Origin of the sequence: Glutamicibacter sp. NPDC087344 (genome assembly GCF_044744225.1) — a bacterium.
Classification (GTDB): domain Bacteria; phylum Actinomycetota; class Actinomycetes; order Actinomycetales; family Micrococcaceae; genus Glutamicibacter.
Map to the genome: position 1 here is coordinate 17,052 of NZ_JBIUXY010000006.1, position 23,646 is coordinate 40,697.

20 protein-coding genes and 2 tRNA genes are annotated in these 23,646 nt (G+C 60.1%); 20 read left to right on the plus strand and 2 right to left on the minus strand.

The window, feature by feature from the left end; all coding sequences use genetic code 11:
• Positions 1 to 919: 919 nt before the first annotated feature.
• From ACIOWL_RS11985 to ACIOWL_RS12020, 8 genes are all read left to right on the plus strand, one after another.
• Positions 920 to 994: transfer RNA gene (locus ACIOWL_RS11985), tRNA-Pro, on the plus strand.
• Between the two features lie 157 nt (positions 995 to 1,151).
• Positions 1,152 to 1,226 (plus strand) — tRNA-Pro (locus ACIOWL_RS11990).
• 86 nt (positions 1,227 to 1,312) lie between these two features.
• A complete protein-coding gene (gene tig / locus ACIOWL_RS11995; protein ID WP_400385188.1) occupies positions 1,313 to 2,665 on the plus strand; it encodes a trigger factor in 1,353 nt (450 codons plus the stop codon).
• A gap of 254 nt (positions 2,666 to 2,919) precedes the next feature.
• Positions 2,920 to 3,513 (plus strand): ATP-dependent Clp protease proteolytic subunit, encoded by a 594-nt coding sequence (locus ACIOWL_RS12000; protein WP_400385837.1) that lies wholly within the window; start codon positions 2,920 to 2,922, stop codon positions 3,511 to 3,513.
• Between the two features lie 51 nt (positions 3,514 to 3,564).
• Positions 3,565 to 4,224, plus strand: coding sequence for an ATP-dependent Clp protease proteolytic subunit (locus ACIOWL_RS12005; protein ID WP_400385191.1), 660 nt, complete (start codon positions 3,565 to 3,567; stop codon positions 4,222 to 4,224).
• Between the two features lie 166 nt (positions 4,225 to 4,390).
• On the plus strand, positions 4,391 to 5,683 hold the full coding sequence (gene clpX, locus ACIOWL_RS12010) for an ATP-dependent Clp protease ATP-binding subunit ClpX (RefSeq protein ID WP_400385193.1): 1,293 nt from the start codon (positions 4,391 to 4,393) through the stop codon (positions 5,681 to 5,683).
• A gap of 59 nt (positions 5,684 to 5,742) precedes the next feature.
• Positions 5,743 to 6,348 carry a DsbA family protein gene (locus ACIOWL_RS12015; protein ID WP_400385196.1) on the plus strand — a complete coding sequence of 202 codons (606 nt, stop codon included), beginning with the start codon at positions 5,743 to 5,745 and terminating at the stop codon, positions 6,346 to 6,348.
• Positions 6,349 to 6,504: 156 nt separating this feature from the next.
• A complete protein-coding gene (locus ACIOWL_RS12020; RefSeq protein WP_400385199.1) occupies positions 6,505 to 7,476 on the plus strand; it encodes a hypothetical protein in 972 nt (323 codons plus the stop codon).
• Between the two features lie 87 nt (positions 7,477 to 7,563).
• Here the strand turns inward: ACIOWL_RS12020 and valS are convergent, their stop codons facing one another.
• Positions 7,564 to 10,182, minus strand: a complete 2,619-nt coding sequence (valS, locus tag ACIOWL_RS12025; protein WP_400385201.1) for a valine--tRNA ligase — start codon at positions 10,180 to 10,182, stop codon at positions 7,564 to 7,566.
• Between the two features lie 178 nt (positions 10,183 to 10,360).
• Between valS and ACIOWL_RS12030 the strand changes: the two genes are divergently transcribed.
• Entirely contained in the window at positions 10,361 to 10,864 is a 504-nt protein-coding gene (locus ACIOWL_RS12030) for a methyltransferase family protein (RefSeq protein ID WP_400385204.1), read from the plus strand.
• A 67-nt stretch (positions 10,865 to 10,931) separates the two neighbouring features.
• Here ACIOWL_RS12030 and ACIOWL_RS12035 read toward each other — a convergent pair whose 3' ends face one another.
• Positions 10,932 to 13,250, minus strand: coding sequence for a hypothetical protein (locus tag ACIOWL_RS12035; RefSeq protein ID WP_400385207.1), 2,319 nt, complete (start codon positions 13,248 to 13,250; stop codon positions 10,932 to 10,934).
• Between the two features lie 20 nt (positions 13,251 to 13,270).
• Here ACIOWL_RS12035 and ACIOWL_RS12040 point away from each other — a divergent pair, with 20 nt between their 5' ends.
• From ACIOWL_RS12040 to cobA, 11 genes are all read left to right on the plus strand, one after another.
• Positions 13,271 to 13,861 carry a gamma-glutamylcyclotransferase family protein gene (locus ACIOWL_RS12040; RefSeq protein ID WP_400385209.1) on the plus strand — a complete coding sequence of 197 codons (591 nt, stop codon included), beginning with the start codon at positions 13,271 to 13,273 and terminating at the stop codon, positions 13,859 to 13,861.
• Positions 13,862 to 13,968: 107 nt separating this feature from the next.
• Positions 13,969 to 14,736 (plus strand): SDR family oxidoreductase, encoded by a 768-nt coding sequence (locus ACIOWL_RS12045; RefSeq protein ID WP_400385211.1) that lies wholly within the window; start codon positions 13,969 to 13,971, stop codon positions 14,734 to 14,736.
• A 28-nt stretch (positions 14,737 to 14,764) separates the two neighbouring features.
• The gene (locus tag ACIOWL_RS12050; RefSeq protein WP_400385213.1) at positions 14,765 to 15,502 is read left to right on the plus strand and encodes a sirohydrochlorin chelatase; all 738 of its coding nucleotides are present in this window, start codon (positions 14,765 to 14,767) and stop codon (positions 15,500 to 15,502) included.
• Between the two features lie 67 nt (positions 15,503 to 15,569).
• Positions 15,570 to 17,270 (plus strand): nitrite/sulfite reductase, encoded by a 1,701-nt coding sequence (locus tag ACIOWL_RS12055; RefSeq protein WP_400385216.1) that lies wholly within the window; start codon positions 15,570 to 15,572, stop codon positions 17,268 to 17,270.
• A complete protein-coding gene (locus ACIOWL_RS12060; RefSeq protein WP_400385219.1) occupies positions 17,267 to 17,986 on the plus strand; it encodes a phosphoadenylyl-sulfate reductase in 720 nt (239 codons plus the stop codon). Before ACIOWL_RS12055 ends, ACIOWL_RS12060 begins: the two co-directional genes overlap by 4 nt.
• A 16-nt stretch (positions 17,987 to 18,002) precedes the next feature.
• Positions 18,003 to 18,926: a sulfate adenylyltransferase subunit CysD gene (cysD, locus tag ACIOWL_RS12065; protein WP_400385222.1), complete on the plus strand. Its 924-nt coding sequence runs from the start codon at positions 18,003 to 18,005 to the stop codon at positions 18,924 to 18,926.
• Positions 18,927 to 18,928: 2 nt separating this feature from the next.
• Positions 18,929 to 20,224 (plus strand): sulfate adenylyltransferase subunit 1, encoded by a 1,296-nt coding sequence (locus tag ACIOWL_RS12070; RefSeq protein ID WP_400385224.1) that lies wholly within the window; start codon positions 18,929 to 18,931, stop codon positions 20,222 to 20,224.
• On the plus strand, positions 20,211 to 21,296 hold the full coding sequence (locus ACIOWL_RS12075) for an ABC transporter substrate-binding protein (RefSeq protein ID WP_400385227.1): 1,086 nt from the start codon (positions 20,211 to 20,213) through the stop codon (positions 21,294 to 21,296). The genes ACIOWL_RS12070 and ACIOWL_RS12075 overlap by 14 nt, the downstream gene beginning before the upstream one ends.
• Complete coding sequence (locus ACIOWL_RS12080; protein ID WP_400385230.1) at positions 21,296 to 22,033, plus strand: ABC transporter ATP-binding protein; 738 nt, start codon at positions 21,296 to 21,298, stop codon at positions 22,031 to 22,033. The genes ACIOWL_RS12075 and ACIOWL_RS12080 overlap by 1 nt, the downstream gene beginning before the upstream one ends.
• Complete coding sequence (locus ACIOWL_RS12085) at positions 22,011 to 22,868, plus strand: ABC transporter permease (RefSeq protein ID WP_400385232.1); 858 nt, start codon at positions 22,011 to 22,013, stop codon at positions 22,866 to 22,868. Before ACIOWL_RS12080 ends, ACIOWL_RS12085 begins: the two co-directional genes overlap by 23 nt.
• A complete protein-coding gene (gene cobA / locus ACIOWL_RS12090; protein ID WP_400385235.1) occupies positions 22,861 to 23,640 on the plus strand; it encodes a uroporphyrinogen-III C-methyltransferase in 780 nt (259 codons plus the stop codon). The genes ACIOWL_RS12085 and cobA overlap by 8 nt, the downstream gene beginning before the upstream one ends.
• The last annotated feature ends 6 nt before the right edge of the window (positions 23,641 to 23,646 follow it).

Here is a 23,646-nt window from a genome sequence, read left to right on the forward strand (position 1 = left end):
TCTTGATTTGCGAGCCTCGACGAGCAATGGCTGGGGCACAAGGTCGTGGGTCGAGGTGTTGTGGCTGTAGTGAAACTGAGCAGCGCATCGGGGGAGGCTCGCGAGTGTCATTTGCGACAAAATTTTTCGATCAGGATTCATTCCAGATCCAGTAGCGGAAGGCGGGCATTACTTGGATTCCCATTGCCTGAGCTTCGCCCGCGTGCTGATCAACATTTTTGTTCAAGCTTCGTTTCGGCAGGGGGCTCGGGCAAGTTCGGGTCGTCGCTCACGGTTCGGGTCACTGTTCGGCTGTTGTCTATGGCAAGTTTTTGTCGGCCCAACATCGCAGGGACGCCTGCAAGCTGGGTCGCAGCCTTTGAGGTGATCAAATTTTTCGATCAGGATTCGCTCCAGGGCCAATAGCGGAAGGCGAGCGTTACTTTGAACTGCCATCGTCCAAGCTTCGCCGGTGTTCTGATCAAAATTTTTGTTCAAGCTTCGTTCTGGCATGCGGGCTCAGGAGTATTCGGCGCTTCCTGAACCAGGCGGGGCGTTGCTCTTATCGGTTGAAGTCGGATTTCGCCGGCACTTCAATCCTTGGGCCTTGCAAGTTCGAGCGCGGCCTTTGAGGTAATTAGATTTTTTGGTCAGGTTTCACTTGCCATCCGTGCTGCTTCCCGCAGGCAATCCGATAATCAATGATTTTCCTGTTACTCAACTCACGTCTGGAGCCAAAAAGTCTGCGGATCGGATGATTTTCTCGGAAAATCCCCGGAAACATGCGGTTTCCTTCTGGTTTTCACCAGAGAGCCCCGATTTTGCTTTTCTCGGGAACCCGTGTATCTTTATTTCTTGTGGTCAGGCGCGGATAAACAAATCCAAACCTGAATTCACGAAGTGTTGATTCAAGTGAGAAGCGTTTTTCATGAGAATTCAACGGGGTGTAGCTCAGCTTGGCTAGAGCGCGCGCTTTGGGAGCGTGAGGTCGCAGGTTCGAATCCTGTCACCCCGACTCATGGACTGCGGATCTGATCCGTTTGGACATGAAACTTGAGAGCTAAATATTATTTAGATCTTGTGATCTTCGGATGCTAGTGAAATAGTCCCGGACTGCATCACAAACGATTAGTGGATACAGGAAAACTTAGGTTAGACTGATCACTGCTAATCGGGGTGTAGCTCAGCTTGGCTAGAGCGCGCGCTTTGGGAGCGTGAGGTCGCAGGTTCGAATCCTGTCACCCCGACTCTGTCAAACAACCCCGCAACGCCACCATGTTGCGGGGTTTTTTGCAGATTAGACCTAATTATTACAACTCAGGAGTACAACGCTGTGAAGAGCGCCGTCGAAAACGTCAACCCGACTCGGGTTAAGCTGACCGTTGAAGTCCCTTACGAGGAACTGAAGCCCCGCGTCGATGAGGCGTACAAGACTATCGCTCAGCAGATTCAGGTCCCGGGCTTCCGCAAGGGCAAGGTTCCTTCCCGCCTGATCGATCAGCGTGTCGGCCGTGGATACGTCATCGAGACCGCTGTGAACGAGGGTCTGAACGACTACTACCAGGCCGCAATGGTCGAAAACGAGCTCACCCCGCTGTCGCGCCCAGAGGTCGACATCACCGAGCTTCCTTCCATCGAGAAGGAAGGCGAAGGCCAGCTGGTCTTCACCCTCGAAGTGGACATCCGCCCGAACGTTGAGCTGCCTGACTACAAGGGCATCGAGGTTTCTGTTGAGGCCAAGGAAGTTTCTGACGAAGACATCGAGAAGGCCCTGGACGACCTGCGCGGTCGTTTCGGCACCCTGAAGGATGTTGAGGCTCCAGCTGCTGCTGATGCATTCGTCACCATCGACCTGACCGCTTCGGTTGAGGGCGAAGAGGTTGACTCCGCTCAGGGCCTGTCGTACCAGATCGGCTCCGGCAACATGCTTGAGGGCATGGACGAGGCCATCACCGGCCTGTCCGCTGGCGAAGACGCAACCTTTGAAACCGAGCTGGCTGGCGGCGAGCACGCTGGCAAGCCTGCCACCGTCAAGGTCGTCGTGACCGCAGTGAAGCAGCGCGAGCTGCCAGAAGCTAACGACGACTTCGCACAGCTGGCTTCCGAGTTCGACACCATCGTTGAATTGCGCGAAGACCTGAGCAAGTCCGCCGCAGAGGGCAAGGTTGTAGAGCAGGGTGTCGAGGCCCGCGATCTGGTTCTGGACAAGCTGCTGGAACTGGTTGAGGTTCCAGTGCCAGAGTCGGTCATCACCGAGCAGATCGAACAGCACTTCGATCAGCCAAACGCCGAGGCTGACCACGACACCGAAGAGCACCGCGCAGAGGTTCGCGAGAACACCGAGCGTGCCTTCAAGAACGAAATCATCCTGGACGCAGTGGCAAACGCCGAAGAAATCGGTGTTGAGCAGTCCGAGCTGATCGATTACATCGTTCAGACCGCAGGCCAGTACGGCATGGAGCCAAACCAGTTCGCACAGATGCTGGACGGCGCCGGCCAGGTTCCAATGCTGCTGGGCGAGGTTCGTCGCCGCAAGGCACTGGCAAAGGTCCTGGAATACGCAACCGTCACCGACTCCAACGGTGCCGCTGTGGACCTGACCTCCTTCGTCAAGCCAGCAGGCGAGGACGAGGCTGCCGAGGTTGAGACCGAGGCAGTTGAAGCCGAGGCAACCGAAGCCAAGTAGCCTACTGCTACATCAATGATGGCCGTTGGCCAGCGTGTGTAAACTCGCTGGCTGGCGGCCATTTTTGTTCGCTGCGGGCGTGCAGCATGCGCCGTGAGCGAAAACGGGGCATGAATCGCCCCATGAAGGACTTGAAGTAAGTAATCTGCAAGTAAACCAGTTGCAGCTTTGGGGTTCGGATCAAGGATCCCAGAATCTGATCTACACGTTTGGAAGAGGTAGAGAACATGTCAAATGATTCGCGCACTCCCACCATGGCCACCGTTGATCCGGCCGGCCGTGAGGATTACATCTACAACCGCCTCCTCAAGGAGCGCATCATCTGGCTGGGCTCCGAGGTCCGCGACGACAATGCGAACGCCATCTGCTCGCAGCTGCTGCTGCTCTCCGCTGAGGACCCTGAGAAGGACATCTACCTGTACATCAACTCCCCAGGTGGCTCGATCACCGCGGGTATGGCGATCTACGACACCATGAACTTCATCCCGAACGACGTGGTGACCGTGGCGACCGGCCTGGCGGCCTCCATGGGGCAGTTCCTGCTGTCCTCCGGAACCCCCGGCAAGCGTTTCGCAACCCCGAACGCCCGTATCCTGATGCACCAGCCATCGGGTGGCATCGGAGGCACCGCCTCGGACATCAAGATCCAGGCCGAGCTGATCATGCACATGAAGAAGGTCATGAGCGAGTTGACCGCGGAGCAGACCGGCCAGAGCGTCGAGCAGATCCTCATCGACAACCAGCGCGATAAGTGGTTCACCGCAGAAGACGGACTGAAGTACGGCTTCTTCGACCAGATCGCCAAGCACGCAGGATCCGTTACCGGTGGCGGCGGAGTCGACGCCTAAGCGTCCGCACCCACCCGCTTGATTCACACAGACTTGTCCTAGGAGAACACCATGCACTTCAATCCTGAAGCCACCAGCGGCCAGATGCCTTCGGCCCGCTACATCCTGCCGCAGTTCGAAGAGCGTACCCCGTACGGCTTCAAGCGCCAGGACCCGTATGCCAAGCTGTTCGAAGATCGCATCATCTTCCTCGGCGCCCAGGTTGACGACGCGTCCGCAGATGACGTGATGGCTCAGCTGCTCGTACTGGAGTCGATGGACCCGGAGCGCGACGTCACCTTGTACATCAACTCCCCGGGTGGTTCGTTCACCGCGATGACCGCGATCTACGACACCATTCAGTTCATCCGCCCAGAGGTGCAGACCGTTTGCCTCGGTCAGGCAGCTTCGGCCGCGGCCGTCTTGTTGGCGGCTGGCACCCCGGGCAAGCGTCTGGCGCTGCCAAACGCTCGTGTGCTGATCCACCAGCCATCGATGGGTGGCGGAGAGCGCGGTACCGCTTCGGACCTGCAGATCCAGGCCGAAGAAGTGATGCGTATGCGCTCCTGGTTGGAGACCACCATCGCTTCGCACTCGGGCCAGTCGGTAGAAAAGGTTCGCGACGATGTCGAGCGTGACCTGTTTATGACGGCATCTGAAGCCAAGGTCTACGGCATCGTGGATGAAGTCCTGACCCCGCGTAAACTCAACCGCGCGCAGCTGGGACACTAGTCCAAGCCGGGAATAATCACCGGATCGTGGCGGTTTATCTGAAGTGATGCTTTCATTTGAAAGTGCCACATGACAGGTAAGCCGCCATGTTCGGCTATTTTGGGGACTACCTAACCTAGAATTGAGTAAGTCCACAGCTACTGAAGGCAAATGGGAGAATGGTGCGATGGGACGTATGAGCGAGGGCTCGGACCTGCTGAAGTGCTCTTTCTGCGGAAAGAGTCAAAAACAGGTTAAGAAGCTGATTGCCGGTCACGGCGTCTACATCTGCACCGAGTGCATTGAGTTGTGCAATGAGATCATTGCCGAGGAATTTGCTGAAGAGCAAGTTAACGAGGAATTCTCCCTGCCTAAACCCCGTGAGATTTTTGGCTCGCTCCAGGAATACGTCATTGGGCAAGAGAACGCCAAGCGTGCGCTGTCGGTAGCCGTGTACAACCACTACAAGCGGATCCACGGCAACCAGGAGCATGCACCCGTCGCGGCGCTAACCAATGATGATCCTTTGGGCGATGTTGAAGTCTCCAAGTCCAACATCATGCTTATCGGGCCTACCGGTTGCGGCAAAACCTATCTGGCGCAGTCGCTCGCAAAAAAGTTGAACGTCCCCTTTGCCGTCGCAGATGCCACTAGCCTGACCGAGGCAGGTTACGTTGGTGAAGACGTTGAGAATATTCTGCTCAAGTTGATCCAGGCTGCTGACTACGATGTCAAAAAGGCTGAGACCGGAATCATCTACATTGACGAAATCGACAAGATTTCACGCAAGAGTGAGAACCCGTCGATCACCCGTGATGTTTCGGGCGAGGGTGTTCAGCAGGCCCTGCTGAAAATTCTTGAGGGGACCGTCGCAGCTGTTCCACCGCAGGGTGGCCGTAAACATCCTCATCAAGATTTTTTGCAGTTGGACACCACCAACATCCTCTTTATCGTGGCGGGAGCCTTTGCCGGTCTTGAGGAAATTATCTCCTCTCGCGCCGGACGCAAGGGAATCGGGTTCGGCGCGCCACTGACCGCACTGAAGTCAGAAGTTGCTTCCTACTCAGACGCGCGACCCGAAGATCTGCTGAAGTTCGGGTTGATTCCCGAGTTCATTGGCCGTCTGCCGGTCATCACCACGGTAGAGCATTTGGACAGCGACGCATTGGTGCGGGTGTTGACCGAACCAAAAAACGCGTTGGTTAAGCAGTACCAAAAAATGTTCCAAATGGACGGTGTTCAGTTAAGTTTTGAACAGCCTGCGCTTGACGCCATCGCCGAGCTAGCCATCGAACGTGAAACCGGTGCCCGTGGCCTGCGTGCAATTCTCGAAGAAACTTTGGCTGGAATCATGTTCGAGTTGCCGAGCCGTGACGATATTGCCGAAGTTGTTGTAACTCGCGAAACCGTCATGGATGGGACCGAACCGACCCTGTTGTCACATGCGGTGGTAGCCAAGAGAAATAAGAAGTCTGCTTAGTTCCCCTCTTCATCAACCTGTCGAACTTCGACAGATTACCCTAGGAAAGTTGGTAGTTCATGGCTGAGCGTCAGCACGTCGATTTCTGGTTCGATCCAATCTGCCCATTCGCCTGGGCGACGAGCCGCTGGATCAAAGAAGTTGAAAAGGTTCGCGACATTGAGGTGTCGTGGAACGTGATGAGCCTGTCCGTTCTGAACGAAGGCCGAGATCTGCCGGCCGAGTACCGTGAAAGTATGGATCGGTCCTGGGGCCCGGTCCGTGTCATCATCAAGGCCGCCCAAGATCACGGAGATCAGGTCAAGGACCAGCTCTATACCGCAATGGGTGAGCTGTTCCACTACGATAAGGTCAGCGACCGTGACGAGGTGATTGCGAAGGCTTTGGAGAAGACCGGCCTTCCCGCAGACCTCGCAAACGCTGCTAACACCGACGCGAATGATGACGCCCTGCGTGCCAGCCACGAAGTCGGAATCAGCAAGGTCGGCCAAGACGTCGGAACACCTATCGTTGCAGTGGATGGGGTAGCGTTCTTCGGGCCAGTGATCACCCGGGTCCCAGAAGGCGAAGAAGCCGGTAAGCTCTTTGACGCAGCCGCACAGCTGGCCTCGTTCCCATACTTCTTCGAGCTCAAGCGCTCACGCACCGAGAGCCCGACCTTCTAGGTTGTTCTCTGCCTCAGGGGTGTTCCGTCACGGAACACCCCTGAGGTGTTTAAACTGTGCCACCCATTGATTGCAAGGGAAATTCAGCGCTTGCTGACATGGTGGATTGCTAAGGTGTAGTCGAGGGCCAAACGATTTGCCCTGAGGAAGGAAATCTTGCCTGAAACGACTTCGCGTTGGCGCTCCATCGCCGCCAGCGTTTTTCTCATCATCGGCCTCGTTCTGGCACCGGTCGGTGTGGCTGGGCTTTGGGCGACAAAGTATGTCACAAATACCGAGGGCTTCACTCAGTTATTGGTGCCGCTTGCCAGCAACCCACAGCTGCAAGAGGATATCTCAGGACAGATTTCGCAGGCGGTATCCAATCAGCTAAATCTTGAAGAGCGAATTGATTCCTTGACGGGAGACGGGTGGCTCTCGCAGCTGATTCCCAGTGGCCAAATTGCAGACAGGGTAGATGGAATTGTTAATGATTCGGTCAGCAATCTTGTGCAATCCAACCAGTTTTCCTCGCTCTGGGAATCCACACTGCGGGCCAGCCATGCAAAAACAATTTCAATCCTTTCGGACAACAGCACGAGTGTCAGTTTGGATGGCGCAGGCGCACTGACCTTCCAACTCAGTGACTTGTTAGGGGAAATCGTCTCCTCGCTGACGAACTTGGGTATCCCGGGGCTTGGCGCGGTCACCAATCTTGAGTGGGATGTGCAGATCATCCAGAGTGATCAGCTATTGACCGTCCAGCGAGTCTACAACGTGATCGAGACCTTCGGACCATGGATTATTTATGTCGCGGCCGGATTCCTGATCGCCGCGGTCATTCTTACTCCCCGTTACCTCACCCGGGTTCTGATCGGGCTAGCACTTGTCACCGGGGTCAGCGCATTGGCTATAACAACACTCCTTGCAGACTATGCGGGGGAGCACCTGTTTGTGAGTGTTGATCCAGCAGTCGCAGAGCTCATCTACGTGCAGGTCACCGGAAAATTGACCGGTGCGCTGACAACGGTTGCTGTGGTCTCCGGAATTGTGGGCGCAGCGTCCTGGCCTATCTCAACGATTCTTCGCAGGCGCCAAGCTGTCGCGCGCGAACAGATTGCTGGAACTGTGAGCGAGGTCGGGACGTGATCCGGGCCTACGCTAAAACTTCATAGGACAAAAAACCGCGGGTCGCCAGTTCAGAAATGAACTGGCGACCCGCGGTTTTTGCGGAACTTAGGCCTCTTCGACCGGTGCCAACTCGACGTTGGTCACGGTGAGTTCGCCGTCGGCTTCAACCAGCGTCAACTCGCGCGCGTTGGCCGCAGACTTCAGATCTTCGAAGCCGGCACGCAACTGCGCGATCTGTGCAGCTGGTGCATGGATCTCTCCGGAGAGGACCTCGGTGCGCTGTTTGACCTTGGCATCCGACTTCGCCTTACGGATACCGGACAGTGCCACGCCGACCAGCGGCAACACAGCGGCATCGGCGTCGGCGATTGCCGCAGCCAGATGACCGGTCGTTGGCCACTGGGCCTGGTGGACCGACCCGGTGCGCCACCAACCCCAAACCTCTTCGGTCGCAAAGGGCAGGAATGGTGCAAATAGTCGGAGCACCGAATCAAGGGTTGTGGCAAGGGTTGCCAAAACACTGGCCTGCTCGGCTTCCCCGTGGCCACCGTAGGCACGGTCTTTGACCAGTTCCACGTAGTCATCGGTGAATGACCAGAAGAATGACTCGGTGATGTCCAAGGCGCGGGCGTAATCGTAATTCTCGAACGCGCGCTGTGCATCACCGATGACGGTTGACAAACGAGTCAGCAGCGAATGATCCAAACCATTGGTGACCACGGAAGCGTCGTCGGTAAGGACGTTTGCTTCGGTAGCGCCGAGGTTCAAAACAAACTTCGAGGCGTTCAGGATCTTGATGGCCAAACGACGGCCGATCTTCATCTGGTTGATCTCGTACGCGGTATCCGCACCAAGTTTTGCACTGGCTGCCCAGTAGCGAACGGCGTCCGCACCGAACTTGTCCAGTACGTCATTGGGAACCACCACGTTGCCCTTGGACTTGGACATCTTTTTGCGGTCCGGGTCCAGGATCCAACCCGAGATCGCTGCATGCTTCCACGGCGCGTTGCCGTGAAGTGCATCGGCACGCACTGCGGTGGAGAACAGCCAGGTGCGGATGATGTCATGGCCCTGCGGGCGCAGATCAAACGGGTAGACCTTGGCGAAGAACTCATCATCACGGCCCCAACGGCCAGCAATCTGAGGGGTCAGCGAGCTGGTGGCCCAGGTGTCCAGGACATCGGCGTCGCCAATGAAGCCGTTAGCCTGTCCACGCTGTTCCTCGGTGTAGCCTGCCGGAGCGTCCGCGGCCGGGTCAACCGGCAGCTGAGCGATCTCGGGCAGAATTGGTGCGTCGTAGTTCGGTTCACCGTGCTGATCAACCTGGTACCAAACCGGCACCGGCACACCGAAGAAGCGCTGGCGGGAGACCAGCCAGTCGCCGTTCAGACCCGATACCCAGTTCTCGTAGCGCGAGCGCATAAACGATGGGTGGAAGTCGATCTGCTCGCCACGGTTGATCATGCGGGCGCGGCGGTCCTCGTCGCGGCCGCCATTGCGGATGTACCACTGACGGGAGGTGACGATTTCCAGGGGCTTGTCGCCCTTTTCGAAGAAGTTCACCGGGCGGGAGATCTTCTTCGGTTCACCGTCAAGCAGGCCTGCCTCGGTGAGCAGCTCCACCATGGTCTCCTTGGCGGAGAACGAGGTCTTCCCGGCAATCTTGGCGTAGACGTCCTTGCCGTCCTCGGTGGTGATCCACTCGGGTGCATCGCTGAGGATGCGTCCGTCGCGGCCGATGATCGGCCGGGTCGGCAGCTGCAGTTCACGCCACCAGGTCACGTCGGTCAAGTCGCCAAAGGTACACACCATCGCGATACCCGAGCCCTTGTCGGCCTGGGCGAGCGGGTGCGGGTACACGGTGACTGGAACACCAAACAGCGGGGAAGTGACGGTTTTGCCGAACAGGTGCTGGTAGCGCTCATCATCGGGGTGGGCAACCAGGCCAGCGCAGGCGGCCAACAGCTCGGGACGAGTGGTCTCGATGAACACCTTCTCACCGGTTTCGGTGGCAAAACCGTAACGGTAGTAGGCGCCTGGCATTTCTCGGTCTTCGAGTTCTGCCTGTGCCACCGCAGTGCGGAAGGTGACGTCCCACAGGGTCGGAGCTTCAGCCATGTAGGCGTCGCCCTTGGCCAGGTTCTCCAAGAAACCCCGCTGCGAAACGGCGCGCGAGTTATCGTCAATGGTGCGGTAGGTCATCCGCCAGTCGACGGACAAGCCCAAGGTGGTGAACAGCTGTTCAAAGACCTTCTCGTCCTCGACGGCCAGCTCTTCGCAGATCTCGATGAAGTTCTTGCGGCCGATAACATCCCAGTCGCGCTGGTTCTTGGCCGGCTTCTCTGGCGGGCGGTAACCCTCGATGTACGGCTTGGTCGGATCGCAACGGACCCCGAAGTAGTTCTGCACTCGGCGTTCTGTCGGCAACCCGTTGTCATCCCAACCCAATGGGTAGAAAACGTTTTTGCCGTTCATCCGCTGGTAGCGGGCCAGTACGTCGGTCTGGGTGTAGGAGAACATGTGTCCTACGTGCAAAGACCCTGACGCTGTTGGCGGGGGAGTGTCGATTGAGTAAACGGCCTCGCGGGTCGTGTCCTCATTAAAGTGATAGGTGCCCTCGGTACGCCACCGGGACGAGAGACGTTCTTCCAAACCTTCCAATGCAGGCTTGTCAGGAACGGAAACTGTTGCGGGCGTGTCTGTGCCCAAGTTTTCTTCTGCCATAAGCCTATTATTTCATGTTTTAGCAGCCCGTCGGACATCCGTGTCGAGGCCGCACCACCTGGTGCGTGCAGCCTTCACCGTAGCCCCGGAGTTGCAAAGGACAGGGGCAAATGCTCCGGTGCCCTGTGAGGTGAATTGACTATAGGCAGGCGGGTTTGCTGGGCGTAGCATCGGTGGCATGAGCCAATATTCCGTACCAAAAATCCCTCCGCCAGTGCTCGTGGCGGCCACACTCGTGGCCCAGCGTTTGATCACCAGGAACAGCCGGAGTATCCCTGTGGCCAAGGTGGCTTCCGGTGCGATCGCCACTGCCAGTGTCGGGCTGGCGCTGTGGGCTGAAACTGCATTTATCGCCGCCAAAACATCAAGCAATCCGATGCACCCGGAACGAACTAGCGTGCTCATTGTGTCCGGCGCCAATGCGGTCAGCCGAAATCCAATGTATCTAGGCATGGTCGGTGTGGCGTTTGCTCACGGGGTGTGGCACGGATCGGCGCGGGCGCTGGTACCAGCCGTGGCGCTTGCGCTCTGGTTGGACATGCTGCAGATTCCAGCTGAGGAGGCCTTTTTGGCCCAACGATTTGGGCCCGACTATGAGCATTATCGCCAGGCAGTGCCACGCTGGCTGGCCGTGCCGGAAAACCTGATCTGGCGGGTGAGCCACGACCGTTTCCGTGTGTGAACGTTGCGGGCGTCGATTTTCCCAGCAGGCCGCCGCCTTCGTGCCGCACGCGCCTGGCGGCCAGCAATCAGGCAGTTTCGCGCGTGAACAATGGGTTGAGCTTCAAGGCCCAACGCAGATTTAGCAGGTCGGCTGGGGGCAACGATTCCCACCCGCGGGGTTCTTCGGCCGCCAAACTGTTGAGGAACTCCTGCGCGAGTTGCGCTTCGGCAGATAGTGTTGCGAATTTACGTGTTGAACCGCTGACCTGCAACTGCCTCAGCCCCTCGCCGGCATGTTCCAAGGCCAGCTGCGCGAATTCGAGCGCTTGATCGTGCTGGGTGAGTCGCTCGCAGATGGCCGACTGGTACAGGCGGGCCAGCGCCAGATTATGGGCTCCGATGGGGGATTCATCAAGATCGCCAATCTCGATTTTGCCTTGGTAGCCGCGGTTGATGACGGTCACCGCTTCGGCCAGATCTGCCAGCGCGGACTCCCATTCGGTGGTGCTGACGGTTCGCTGTTCCCTCAGGATTTGGACAACGGCAAGATCCCGTTGAGTGCGTCCCTTGTTGATCATGGTGCCCAGCATCCGGCGTAGCGGAACGCCGGGCAGGTCAATGGCGCGCTGGTGTCGTTCAATGGCCGCGGACCGATTTTCCTCCCATTCATTAAGCAGTGCCCAAAAATTTTCAAGTTCCCTAGCATCGCTGGGGGTACGGTGGCGATGCGGGTGAGCGAAGAGGATGTCCAGCCGTTCAAGCTGTGTCCGCACCGCTGTTGGATCCCAGCCGACTTGATGGCGTCCAGCGCTGAGCATCAACCAGACACTTCGGCGTAGATAAGTATCGGTCAACTTCGCGTCGGCCTCGATGACATCCTTGATCGAGTCCAATTCGGTGCGTGCCGCATCAAAGTCGCCGATTCGTTCGAGAATCGATGCTCGTTCGAGCGCGCCAGCGGCTCCGGTAAACGGCGCGATCCAACGTGCAAGGCGAATTGCCAGTTGCCCGTGTCCCGCAATCGAGAGGGGTTCGTGCAACGTCAACAGGCTGTCGATAGACAATTGAGGCAAAAGCCGTCGTTGGTCACTTGGCACATCCAACTCATACGTTAAAACTTCGGCCAACACATTGATGCCGCGGTAATGCCCCCGGCTGGAGGCCAACTGGATGTAGTGATTGAGCAAACTGCCGAATTCCGGCGATTCCCAGTGTCCAATTTCCGTGCGAATGATCGTGATGAACAATGAGGCAACATCGTCCTTGAGATCCTCCGGAAGCGGAGCATGCGCTGGATTCCGAACATCCAGCATCAGGGCCAGGTCCCGGTTGGCAGCCAACGGATCTTCACCCTGGTCTGATACCGCCGTGCGGAGCACCCCGCCAATGAGGTCCGGCACAAAAACGTGATAGTCGGTGATGAAACGTTGCATCCATTGGCTTCCAGAAGCCACCGGAAGCTGCGCGTCACCTTCGGTGAAAAGCTGGTCAAAACGTTGTGCGGCAAGCCGGTAGGCGATGCCTGCATGGGAAAACTTGCCAGATTCCCTGATTGCCGTTTTCCACGGCTCAACAACTCGATGGGTTGAATGCTGGATCGCCAAACCGTACGCGTGTGCAGCCGAGGGCCCGGCTACCTCCTCCAACAAGCGGGCAAGCTCCGAGCCGCGGACAGTAATACTGCTCAGACCAGCTTCCGTGGGGTGTTCCGGGCCGTCTTGGCGAAAGTCTGGAAATCTCGCGCGAGCTTCATCCCAAAAATCGACGAGTTGCGGTTGTTGATCGTGGTGGATTTGAAGTTCCACGGTGACTTGGATTTTGTGGAAACAATCAAGGATCTGGTGGGGTGCGATGGAATCGGGAGAAAACGCGTTCCAGATAACAACTTTCTGCACCCTGGACGCTTTCACCGAATCGCGCAAACGGCGGTTGATCCGGGTCAGCGCCCGGCGCTCTTCATTGAGCCACCTAAAAGCCAAACTTCGGGCCCACCCGTCGTCGGCCGATAACGCTCGGGGTGCGAAACTCACCGCGGCGCCCCCGGCCAGAAATGTCATGACCAGCAACGCGCCATGCCAGGGCGTCCCGAGCACACGATCCATCAACGTGGCACCTACCAGCTGATTAAACAGGTCAATGAGCGCCAAAAGTATCAGCGTGCCGCCACCGATGAGCATACCCAGCCCGAGGCTGGTACCCCTGACGATCCAATACCCACGATCTCGCCGCCCCGACGCGGCACGAACGTTCGCTTCAAGGGTTTTTGCGGTGGTTCCCGGCCGCAACAAGATTTCCAAGGTGCCGTTTCTGCTCCGGTACCCCTGACGCCGCAGATCCCCATAATCTTCGGCCAGCAACCTGTGCATTTCGTAGCGTGCACTGAACTGCTTCCCGTGAACAGTCATCTGACAATAGTATGTGAGTCATGACACCTATGGATGAATCTGCTGGTCACGGTTTATACATCTTTGGGTATGGCTCCCTGGTCTCCAGCGAATCGGTTGCCAGAACCCTGCAACGGAACATCGCACCGGAGCTCATGCCGACCGCGTTGCTTCATGATTATGCGCGGGACTGGGAAATCCGGGTTCCTATCGTTTTTGACGATGGGCGAGCGTGCAACGGTCGCTTCTTGGATATCGCCCCAGCTGGAGGTTCCATGGTTAATGGTGTGTTGATTCCGGTCACGGAAGCCGAAGTTGAAATCTTGGGACGTCGGGAAGCGCAATATGACGCGATCGACGTTTCCGCGCAGATCCAAGGGCCAATGTCTGCCCAGAGCACGGTGATTGTTTTTCGCGGCCGTTCCGAATTCCGCCGTGACACCAGCAATATCCCCAGTGTCCGCCCGGAGAATTACCGCCGGCTGGTTGAGGCCGCCGTGGCAACCCGCGGCGAAGAATTTTTCGCCCAATTTCTCGCCACCACCAAAGTGCTCGCCGGCACAGATTATCGGGGGACATACCAGTTTGCGGACCTGGAACAGGAGCTTGCGGCCAGACCTCCGATTCGCTGAGAGCCGCACTTTGACTCAGCTCACCGGCCCGAGACTCGGGAGTGAAGATGACGCAAGAGAACTTCATGACCTACCTTCGAAGTTTGCCGGGGACCTAAACTAAACCCATGACTATTTGGGAAAACACCTCATCCAACCGTTCGGCAGTAGTGACCGGAGCTTCCTCGGGGATCGGCCAGGCCACCGTGCACCTCCTGCGTGAACAGGGGTGGACCGTGTTCGCCGTGGCTCGTCGCGCACAACGTTTGGAGCAGCTCGCAGAACAGACCGGCGCTATCGCCATTCCAGCGGATGTCAGCATCCAAAGCGAGGTTGATGCGCTGGTTGCCCGCGTGGCGCAGCTCGGGGGAGCAGATACCCTGATCAACGTGGCCGGAGGGGCTCGCGGCACCGAATACTGGGCCGACGCGGTGGATGAGAACTGGGAATTCATGTGGCAGTCAAACGTCATGGGGACCATGCGCCTGACTCGGGCCCTGTTGCCAGCCTTGCGCGAGGCGCATGGCACCATCGTGAACCTGACCTCCACTGCCGCATTGGCCAGCTACGAGGGCGGCAGCGGATACAACGCGGCGAAGGCAGCCCAGAGCGCCATGTCCCAAGCCCTGAGGCTGGAAGAGGTAGAACACGGCATCCGTGTGATTGAAGTGCTGCCCGGGCTGGTGCAGACCGAAGAGTTCGCGCTGCGCCGGCTGGGCAGCCAGGAAGCGGCAGACAGCGTGTACGCCGGGGTGGAGAACCCGCTCACCGCCCAGGACGTGGCCGAGGTGATCCGTTTCGCGGTCAACGCGCCAGCGCACGTGAACCTGGACCAAATTGTCATCCGCCCGCAGGCGCAGGCGGCCAATCACAAACTGATTCGCACCAACAGCTAGCCACCCAAGCCTTCGTAAGGAGCCATCAATGAGTACCAGCACCCCCAGCGTTGTCCACGTTCTCGCCACCTCCCACGGCACCGACAGCACCACCGGACAGCAGCTGATTCATCAGCTGCGCGAACAGCTGGAGCAGATGAGCGGTGAGGTACTGCCCCAGCTGCGGTGGCATGAGGCCTACGTGGATGTGCAAGAACCCTCCCTGGATCAGGTGGTCGCAAATCTACCGGCTGGGGAACCGGCGGTGGTGTTGCCGCTGCTGGTGTCCGACGGTGTGCACACCACCCATGACATCGCCCAAGCGGTAGCCTCCCGGGAAAACACGGTTGCCGCCCGCCCGCTGGGGCCGTTGCCGGAGCTCGCGCAGGTGTTGGCGCTGCGCGCCCGCCCGCACCTGGAGAACAACCCCCAGGTGGTGCTGGCGGCGGCCGGTACCCGACTGGAGATCGGCCAGCAACAAGTCGCTGAACTGGCGGGCCAGCTTGAAGGACTGCTGGGTGTCTCGGTGACGGTTGCCTACTGCGCCGGCGCGCAACCGAACGTGGCGCATGTGGTGGAACAAGCCGGCGAGAAACCGGTGGTGTTACTTAGTGTTCTGCTGGCGGACGGTTTCTTTCAGGACAAACTCACTAACACGGGGGCCGCGGTGGTGACAAGTCCACTGCTGCCTGACGTCACGATCGCTCAATGTTTCGTTGTGCGTCTGAAATCGGCGCTCAAAGAAGCGGGTTTTGTGTCTTCAGATGACGAAGTTGGAACCGTTTAGGCCACGCGTAGTCATGTGACATCCAGCGGTTGCCAGCCCCCGGGGGCGGTTTTCTACGCTGGTTCACATGACGCAGACAACCACACCGGCACGACCCAAACGGGCAGCCAAGCCCAATGGCCAATGGAAGATCGATGGCACCACCCCGCTGAACGCCAACGAGGAAATGAAGGCGGCGGACAACGGGCTGAACGTCCGCCAGCGTATCGAAGAAGTTTACTCGGTGCAGGGTTTCGACTCCATCGACCCCGATGACCTGCACGGCCGCTTCCGTTGGTGGGGGCTGTACACCCAGCGCGCCCAGGGCATCCCGGGTGGCAAAACCGCAACACTGAGCCCCGAAGAGCTGGAAGACCGCTACTTCATGTTGCGGGTACGAATCGACGGCGGCGCGTTGAGCACGCAGCAGCTTCGAGTCATCGGCGGAATTTCCACCGATTTCGCCCGCGACACCGCGGACTTCACCGATCGCCAGAACATCCAGCTGCACTGGGTGGACGTGGTGGATGTGCCGGAGATCTGGCGCCGTTTGGAGTCCGTGGAGTTGAACACCACCGAGGCATGCGGCGACGTGCCCCGCGTCATCCTTGGTTCCCCGGTGGCCGGAATCGCGGCCGAGGAAATTATCGACCCGACTCCCATCATCGCTGAGATCGCCCGACGTTACGTGGGCAACCCGGAGTTCGCGAACCTGCCGCGCAAGTTCAAAACGGCCATCTCCGGGCACCCCAGCCAGGACGTTGTCCACGAAATTAATGACATCGCGCTGATCGGGATTGTGCACCCCGAACTCGGCCCGGGTTACGACCTGTGGGTTGGCGGCGGTTTGTCCTCCAATCCACGCCTGGGCGAACGCCTGGGGGCCTTCGTCAGCCAGGAACAGGCCCCGGATGTGTGGGAGGGCGTCACCTCCATCTTCCGTGACTATGGTTTCCGCCGGCTGCGCAACCGGGCCCGCCTGAAGTTCCTGTTGGCCGAATGGGGCACCGAAAAGTTCCGCCAGGTGCTTCAAGACGAATACCTGGGTTATGCATTGCCTGATATCGCTCCGGGCCCGCAGCCGCTGACCGCAGGGGACCACTCCGGGGTGCACCCGCAAAAAGACGGAAAGTTTTTTATTGGCTTGACCCCAGAAGCCGGCCGTTCCTCGGGCACCACGCTCACGGCACTGGCCGACCTGCTCGAAGCCCATGGCTCCACCCGGTTGCGCACCACCCCGCACCAGAAGGTGATTGCCCTTGATATCGCCGAGGACCAGGTGCAGTCGTTTGTCGGCGCCGCCCGGGCCTTAGGCCTGGAGGCCCACCCGGGCCTGCTGCGTCGCTCGGCCATTGCCTGCACCGGCATCGAGTACTGCAAGCTGGCCATCGTGGACACCAAAAACACCACCATTCAGGCGGTGCGGGAGATTGAATCGCGCCTGCGGGACCACGAGGGCAAACTGCCCAAGGCGCTGTCCATGCACGTTAACGGTTGCCCGAACTCGTGCGCCCGCGTGCAAACCGCGGACCTCGGCTTCAAGGGACAGCTGATCACCAACGACGCCGGGGAACAGGTCTCTGGTTTCCAGGTGCACCTTGGCGGCACGCTGGCCGGTTTTGAAAACGGCGAGGCGAGCCTGGGACGCACGGTGCGCGGGTTGAAGGTCGCCGCGGATGAACTGCCGGATTACGTGGAACGAGTGGTGAAGAGCTACTCAACCCTGGCCAATGACGGCGAATCATTTGCCGCGTGGGCCCACCGCGCCGCGGAGGAGGATCTTTCATGAGCACCAAAACCAGCACCAGCAAAACCGAAAACGAATTGCGCGCCATCGCGGCGCGCGGAGCCGAAGAACTCGGCTGGGACGCAACCGCGGCTCAGGTCGTCGAGTTCGCCGCACGCCACCTGGACGTGAAAGAGATCGCGGTCGCCTGCTCCATGGCCGACGCGGTGCTGCCTCACCTGGTGGCGCAGCAACTGCCCGGGGTGGACGTGCTGTTCCTGGATACCGGGTACCACTTCACCGAAACCCGGATCACCCGCGACGAGGTCGCCGGCACGCTGCCGGTCAACGTGGTGGACGTGCTTCCAACACTGAGTGTGGCCCAGCAGGATGAGCAGTTCGGCAAGGACCTGTTTTCCCGGGATGCGGCCGCCTGCTGCAAGCTGCGCAAGATGGACCCGCTCAAGGAAGCCCTCTCCGGCTACAGCGCCTGGTTCACCGGGGTACGCCGCGACGAGGCGCCCACCCGGATCAACACCCCGCTGGTGACCTACGACGAGGTGCACGGGCTGATCAAGTTCAACCCGGTGGCGCCGTGGAGTTTTGACGAGCTGATCAATTACGCGAGCACCCACCAGGTACCGGTGAACATGTTGCTGGCCCACGGATACCCATCCATCGGTTGTGCACCCTGCACCCGACCGGTCGCCGCGGGGGAAGACCCGCGAGCTGGCCGCTGGGCAGGCCTGTCGAAAACCGAATGCGGCATCCACATCTAACCCCCAAGGACTGACAATGAGCATTACCGCTACCGCCATCCCCGGCACCCAGCGCAGCGTCCTGGACGCCCTGGAAGCCGAATCCATCCACATTATCCGCGAGGTACTTGCCGAATTCGAGAAGCCCGGGTTGCTGTTCTCCGGCGGCAAGGACTCCGTGGTGGTCTTGCACCTGCTGGCCAAGGCCGTGTACCCCTCGCGGGTGCCGATTCCCGTGGTGCACATCGACACCGGCCACAATTTCGGCGAGGTCCTGAACTTCCGCGACGAGGTAGTCAAGAAGTACGGCCTGAACCTGGTGGTTGGTTCCGTGCAGGAGTACATCGACCGCGGGGAACTGGCCGAGCTGCCCGACGGAACCCGCAACCGACTGCAAACGCGTGTGCTGCTGGACACCATCGAATCCAACGGTTTCGACGTGGTTTTCGGCGGCGCCCGCCGCGATGAGGACAAGGCCCGAGCCAAGGAGCGGATCCTGTCCCTGCGTGACGAGTTCGGGGTCTGGGACCCGCGCAACCAGCGCCCGGAATTGTGGAACCTGTACAACGGACGCCACGAACCGAACTGGCATGTGCGTGCCTTCCCGATCTCCAACTGGACCGAACGCGATATCTGGGCCTACATCCAGCGCGAAAACATCGAGCTTCCCTCCATCTACTTTGCCCACCGGCGTCAGGTGTTCGAACGCGACGGAATGTGGCGTGCGGTGACCTCGGTCAGCCAGCCCGAACCCGACGAGACGGTGAGCATCCGCCAGGTGCGCTACCGCACCGTGGGGGACGCTAGCTGCACCGGAGCGGTGCTCTCCGGCGCGGACACCGTGGCGAAGGTGCTGGACGAGCTGGCGGTCGCCACGCTGACCGAACGCGGGGCCACCCGTGCCGACGACCGAATTTCCGCCGCGGGAATGGAAGACCGCAAGACCGAAGGGTACTTCTAAAAATGACCACCACACTATTGCGTATCGCCACCGCCGGCTCCGTAGACGACGGCAAATCCACCTTGGTGGGACGCCTGCTGCATGATGCCAAGGCGATCCTGGCCGACTCGTTGGACGATTTGGCCCGCACCAGCGCCGAGCGTGGTTTCGGCGGCGCCACCGGGGCGCTGGACCTCGCGTTGGTCACCGACGGGTTGCGCGCCGAGCGTGAGCAGGGCATCACCATCGACGTGGCCTACCGGTATTTCTCCACCGCGCAGCGCTCATTCATCCTGGCCGACTGCCCGGGCCACGTGCAGTACACCCGTAACACCGTCACCGGTGCCTCCACCGCGGATGCGGCGATTGTGCTGGTTGACGCCCGCCACGGGGTGCTCGAGCAGACCCGCCGCCACCTCGGTGTGCTGGCCCTGCTGCGGGTGCCGCAGCTGATTGTCGCGGTGAACAAGATGGACCTGATCCAGTGGGACGAGGCGCGTTTCACCGCCATAGAGACCGAGATCCTGGCCCTGGCCGCCCAGCTTGGTGTGCAGTCCGCCACCATCATCCCGGTCAGCGCCCTGCACGGGGACAACGTGGTTGACCGCTCGGCCGCCTCGGATTGGTATGCCGGCCCCACCTTGCTTGGCCTGCTTGAAGAGCTTGCTCCCGCCCAGGCCAGCGGGGCCGCCCGTTTGGATGTCCAGTACGTGATCCGCCCGCAGGGAGGTTTGGCCCCGGGATTGGACGAGGAATATTACCGCGACTACCGCGGCTACGCCGGAACCCTTGCCGACGGCAGCCTGTCCGTGGGTGATGAGGTCAGCATCCTGTCCAACGGCTACCCCGCCAGCAGCCGGGTCAAGGCCATCGGCACCCCGGCTGGATTGGTGCAAACCGCTACCGCCGGGGAAGCAATCGTCCTTGAATTCGAGGACGAGGTGGACATCGCCCGCGGGGATACCGTGGTTTTTGGAGCCCTGCCGCCGGTGGTCCGCGAATTCGAGGCAGAGGTGTGCATCCTGGCCCCGATCAAGCTGGCCGAGGGGCAGCGGGTGCTGCTCAAGCACGGCACCAAGGTCGCCACCGCGAAGGTCGCCCAGATCAACCACGTGCTTGACGTGGCGGACTACTCCCGCCAGGAGGCCTCCACCTTGGGCCTGAACGACCTGGGCCGGCTCACCGTGCGCAGCTCGGCGGCCATCAGCGTGAATCCGTACCGCGACTCACGGGCCGGGGGAAGTTTCCTGCTGATAGATCCGGCCTCCGGACGCACCCTGGCGGCCGGGATTATCGGAGCCGAGCATGCAGCCGCCTGAGCAAAACCCGCTGCCGCGTACCCGGCTGACCGCCCACGCGCCACGCACCAACCGGCGCGGGCGGCTGGTTGGCGGGGTGCTGGTTGGGTTGCTTGCCTCCGCCGCGGTGCTGACCGCCTTCGTCCCGGCACCGAATAAGCAGGCCGAGGCCACCGCGGATCAGGGGCCGGCGGCCACCTTGCGCCTGGGATATTTCGCCAACGTCACCCACGCCCCGGCGCTGATTGCCGACGCACAGGGAATCCTTGAAAAGACCCTGGAGGCAGATGGCACCGGCCTGCAGACGGAAATTTTTAATGCTGGCCCGTCGGCCATCGAGGCATTAAATTCCGGGGCAATCGACGCGGCCTACCTGGGCCCCAGCCCGGCGCTGAACAGCTACCTTTCCAGCGGGGGAACCTCGCTGCGGATTGTTGCCGGGGTCGCCTCCGGCGGGGCAAGCCTGGTGACCACCAAGGACATCACGCAGATTGCGCAGTTGGAGGGCTCCGAGCTTGCCACCCCGCAGTACGGCGGAACCCAGGACGTGGCCCTGCGCAGTTTCCTGAAGGATCACGACCTCACCGACAAAGTAACCGTCACCCCGAGTTCCAATGGTACGGTCCCGCAGCTGTTCGCTCGCGGTTCAATTGATGGTGCCTGGTTGCCTGAACCTCATGCCTCGCTGCTGGTGCAGGAATACGGGGCGCACCGGTTGATCAACGAGTCCGAGCTGTGGCCCGAGGGAAAGTTCCCCACCACGGTGCTGGTGGCCTCGCAAGATTTTATTGCCAAACACCCGGCGACGGTCCAGGAACTCGTGAAGGCCAACGCCGAGGCGATTACCTGGCTGAACTCGGCGGACGAGCAGCAGAAGCTGGACGCCGTGCAGGGCGCGCTGAGTGAATTGGGCGGCGGAAGCCTGTCCGATGAAGTCATTTCCTCCGCCTTGGGCGAGGTCAGTTTCGACCAAACACCGCTGAGCGACACCTTGGACACCTTGGTGAGCAATGCGGCGGGTGTGGGGATCGGTGAGCCGGGAAGTACCGAAGGTTTGGTTGATGATTCGTTTATTTCCACTGAGGAGCAGTAATGGGTGTGCTACTGAATGAAGTATCCCTGAGCTATCCGGGAACCGGGCTGGTCATCGACAAACTCAGCGCCCAGATTGAAGATGGCGAGTTCATCGCGGTGCTCGGCGCCTCGGGTTGCGGCAAGTCCTCGCTGTTGAACATGATTGCCGGCTTGCTTGCCCCCTCCGAGGGGTGGCTGGAAGTCCCGGAAGACGGGGCCGCCTTCATGTTCCAGGATTCAAATCTTTTGCCGTGGCTTTCGGCGGGGGAGAACGTGGATCTGGCGCTGAAGCTGGCCGGGCATCCCAAGGATTCCCGTCAGCAGCGGGTGCAAGAGCTGCTGACGCTGGTGCAGCTGGGGCATGCGGTGGATAAAAAGCCGCATGAGCTTTCCGGCGGCATGCGCCAGCGGGTGGCGTTGGCCCGCTCCTTGGCCCAGGATCGGCAGGTCCTGCTCATGGATGAGCCCTTCGCGGCGCTGGATGCGATTACCCGCGACATGTTGCATGAAGAGTTGCGCTCATTGTGGGCGCAGACCGGTAAAACCATCATCTTCGTGACACACAACGTTCGTGAGGCAATCCGGCTCTCCGGGCGCATCCTGGTACTTTCCTCGCATCCGGGGCGCATCTTGGAAACCCGCCGGATCACCGAAGAACTGCGGCACAACCCGGCCCAGGCCGCCGCCTTGGCCGACGAACTGACCACCATCTTGCGAAAGGAGCAGCGAAAACATGAGCGCACTAACTCAAACTAGGGTTTCACCCAAGGTGCCAGCGACCGTGGCGCTGCGCCGTAGCCGGGCCCTGGATGCGGTGATCGCCCCGATCATCACCGTGATCGTGCTGCTGAGCCTGTGGCAGATCGCTTCCTGGGTTTCGCCGCTGCGTGAAGACCTCTTTCCGGGGCCGGCGGCGGTGTTCGCCAAACTGCCGGAGCTGCTGGCCGACGGTTCGCTGCTCTCAGCGGTGGGGACCTCGTTGTTCCGCGCCCTGTCCGGTTTCGCCATCGCGGTGGTTATTGCCACACCCATCGCGCTGTTGCTGGCCCATCAGCCGTTGTTGCGCAAGGGTTTGGGACCGCTGGTTTCGGCCATGCAGGTGCTGCCCTCGATCGCTTGGGTCCCGGCGGCGATCATCCTCTTCGGCCTGAGCGACGCGACCATCTACACCGTGTTGCTGCTCGGCGCGATCCCCTCGATCATCAACGGCCTGCTTTCGGGGATCGACATGATCCCCACCCAGTACTCGGCCCTGTCCCGGGTACTCGGCGCCTCCAAACGCCAACACATCCTGCACGTTGAACTTCCCGCCGCGCTTCCCGGCTACGTGTCGGGCCTGCGCCAGGGCTGGGCCTTCGCCTGGCGCTCGCTCATGGCGGCCGAGCTCATCGCGGTGGGCGGCTCGCTGGCCCTGGGCGTCGGCTCGCTGCTCCAGCGCGGCCGCGACCTGGCCGACCTCTCACTGGTGATGTTGGTCATACTGGTGATCCTGCTGGTGGGTGTGCTTATTGAACTACTGTGTTTTGCCCCGCTGGAACGCAAACTGCTGCGCGACCGCGGAATGACTCGAACTGGAGAAAACCATGCCTAAGGGACATATCACCCTGATTGGTGGGGGACCGGGAGATCCGGAACTGATCACCGTGGCCGGATACAAGGCGCTGCTGGCTGCCGAGGTGGTGCTGGCAGACCGGCTGGGACCCGTTGAACTGCTGGCCGACCTGGCTGATGACGTGATTGTGGTTGATGTGGGCAAGGCCCCGGGCTGCCACGTGAAAACCCAGGACGAAATCAATGAATTACTGGTCAAATACGCTTTGCAAGGCAAGAACGTGGTTCGCCTCAAGGGCGGGGACCCGTTTGTCCTGGGCCGTGGCGGCGAAGAATTGCTCGCCGCCGCCAAGTACAACATTCCCACCCGGGTCATTCCCGGGATCACCAGCTCGATTTCGGTTCCGGCCGCCGCCGGCATCCCGGTCACCCATCGCGGCATCGCCGCCGGGTTCACTGTGGTCAGCGGCCATACCGAGCTTGCCGATGTCCCTGTGCGCAGCGACCACACGTTGGCGATCTTGATGGGTGTCTCCAATTTGCCCAAAATTGTTGAGACATTGCTTACCCGTGGTTTACCGTCAAGTACACCGATTGCGATAGTTGAGCGAGGTTACTCACAGACGCAGCGCACAACTATCGGTACGCTAGAAGGGATTGTAGAGCGCGCCCGCAAGGCCGCAGTGGCGAATCCGGCCGTCATCGTGATTGGTGATGTCGTTCGGCTAGCCCCGGAAGCCTCCGATAGCTTGGTAGACCTCCTGCCGCTAGAGAATGCCGACGCCCCCGCGGCGGCCATATTCGTTGACTAAGAAAGA